This window comes from Streptomyces sp. NPDC007901 (assembly GCF_042959465.1).
Taxonomy (GTDB): Bacteria; Actinomycetota; Actinomycetes; order Streptomycetales; family Streptomycetaceae; genus Streptomyces.
The window spans coordinates 1-1717 of sequence record NZ_JBIBKW010000096.1 but is presented as its reverse complement, the minus strand read 5'-3'; the positions used below and the strand labels follow the sequence as shown (position 1 = coordinate 1717).

General features: G+C 70.6%; 1 protein-coding gene. It reads right to left on the bottom strand.

The genetic code is table 11. From position 1 onward, the window contains the following. Positions 1-3: 3 nt before the first annotated feature. Entirely contained in the window at positions 4-1638 is a 1635-nt protein-coding gene (locus tag ACFZDK_RS55800; protein WP_390987105.1) for an ISL3 family transposase, read from the bottom strand. Positions 1639-1717: the final 79 nt, after the last annotated feature.

The following is a 1717-nucleotide window of genomic DNA, read 5'->3' as shown; positions in this document are numbered from 1 at the left end:
GGCTCATACAAGATTTTCGTAGCCGTTGATCGTCCACAGATCGTCGAGATCATCGTGGGGGTGGAGGGTGCGACGGGAGTGGGCGACGAGGATGACGCGCTTGCGTAGCAGCTGGATGCCGGCTCGGCCCGCCATCTGGCGCTTGATCAGTTTCAGGTCGGTGACCCGGCCTTCCGCCACGCCGGAGTTGTACGGCAGAGCCACGCCGGCCCGCACCGCGTCGAGGTCGTTGAGGAGACCGTTGGCATAGCTGGCCAGTTGGGCGATCCCGTCCTTCTTGACCTGCGTGATCCAGCGGTCGAGCAGGCTGGTGCGCTTCTTGGCGAAGACGGCCGCGAAGGACTGGATGCGGTCGTAGAGGGTGTCCAGTTCCGGGCAGCGCGCCACGAGTTGCTTGACGAAGGTGCGCTGGTCCTCATCGAGACGTTCCGGCCTGGTCAGCAGCAGCCGGGAGACCTCGAAGGCGCTCCGCTCCGGCCCGGGCGGGGGCAGGCCCGCATCCAGGGCCTCCCGGTGGGATGCCACATAGAGGCGGACCGTGGCCTCGCTGCCGGAAAACCCCCGCTCGGCGACCTCCCGGGACAGCGCGGCGATGTTGTGCTCGCCCTCCGCCCAGCGGCGGTGCAGGTATCCCTGGAAGGGCGCGAGGATGCCGGCCCGCTGGGGCCAGGTGGGGGCGGCCTGCTGCCAGGTGGCGGCGCGGGCGTAGCGGCGCACCGCGTTGCGGTCCAGGTCCAGGTGGCGGGCGATGGCGCGCAGTGTCATCCCCTGCTCCAGCAGCTCGTGCACCGCGGTGTGGAGGCGGCGGGCGCGGGCGGCGGCGGCCCCGCCCGGAGTTCGGGGCGCGGTCGCCTCGGGGCCAGGGTCGGGGAGGCAGTCCCGGTGGGCGGCGACCACCTCGTAGACCTTGCGGCCGAGTCCCTGCCACAGGTGGAAGCGGTCGCTGACCTGGACGGCCGCCGGGGCACCGGAGCTGATCGCGCCACGGAAGGTCGCCGAGCCGTCGCGGCAGACGGCCTCAATTCCTGGGTGCGCACGCAGCCAGCGGATGAGCGGTTCAGCCTCTCGGGTGCCCCATACCTCGATCGGCAGCCGGGTCTCGACGTCGACCAGCAGCGTGCCGTAACGGCGGCCCCTGCGCAGGGCGAAGTCGTCCACCGCCAGCACCGTGGGGGCCGCGGTCGGCGGGTCCGGCACCGCCATCACCACGTTCAGCACAGTGGCCCAGCTGAGCACGTGGTGCAGGCAGGCGAGCAGCCGGGCACCGGCCTTGCCGGCCAGGGCAACCGCGATCGCGGTCACCACGGCCTGCAGGGCGGGAGTGCGGCGCTGATAGCGCACCGTCAGCCCGTCCACCTGCTCCGCGAACGTGCCCTTGGGACAGTTGGGGTTCTCGCAGTACAGGCGGCGCACCGACAGGTCGATGACGACCGCCCGGCCGCCCACCGCCTCGTCCGCAACATGCCGCACATATCGGGAGTGAACCCAGTCCGACTCCGTCCCGCACCCCGGACAGACCGCTGGGATGCCGCTTCGGGTCCGGGCCGCGATCCGCAGCAGATCACCGCTGGCCTCCACCTTCTCGACCCGCACCGCGGCCAGTTGCGGCAGCAGGTCCTCCAGTCGAACCTCACACACCATCAGGATGGTGCTCTCAACGAGTCGACGCCACGGACCAGTTGGCCCGATCAACGGCTACGAAAATCTTGTATGAGCC